Genomic DNA, 396 nt, shown 5'->3' on the forward strand with positions numbered 1-396 from the left:
TAATGCGTCGAAGGTGTCGATAATGGCCAGCAACTTAGCCCCTTCACAGATGTCAGCATCTTTTAAACCCAGCGGGTAGCCCGAGCCATCCAGGCGTTCATGGTGCTGGATAACGATCTTACGGGCCTCATTCCATTGGTCCAAGTGCTCCAGCAAACGGGCACTCTTATATACATGAGAGCGCATCAGATTGAACTCTGTCTGTTCCAGTGGCGTGGTTTTATGCAACACTTTTAATGGCATAAAGGCCATACCAAAATCGTGTACATAACAGGCCACGGCCAATTGGTTTGGCTCCACCGGATTGCCTTTGAGTTTATTCAGGTACAAGGCCAGGCGGGCGATGCGGTCTCCACGGCCCTGCCAGTATTTGGAGCGGCGCTCCACCGGTTCCAT

Annotated in this window: 1 protein-coding gene; it reads right to left on the reverse strand. The window is 52.0% G+C overall.

The window, feature by feature from the left end; all coding sequences use genetic code 11:
- The coding region (locus J0A66_RS21910; protein ID WP_206575961.1) for an HD-GYP domain-containing protein at nucleotides 1–396 on the reverse strand (396 nt) is incomplete at both ends.

Source organism: Bowmanella dokdonensis (assembly GCF_017254865.1).
Classification (GTDB): domain Bacteria; phylum Pseudomonadota; class Gammaproteobacteria; order Enterobacterales; family Alteromonadaceae; genus Bowmanella; species Bowmanella dokdonensis.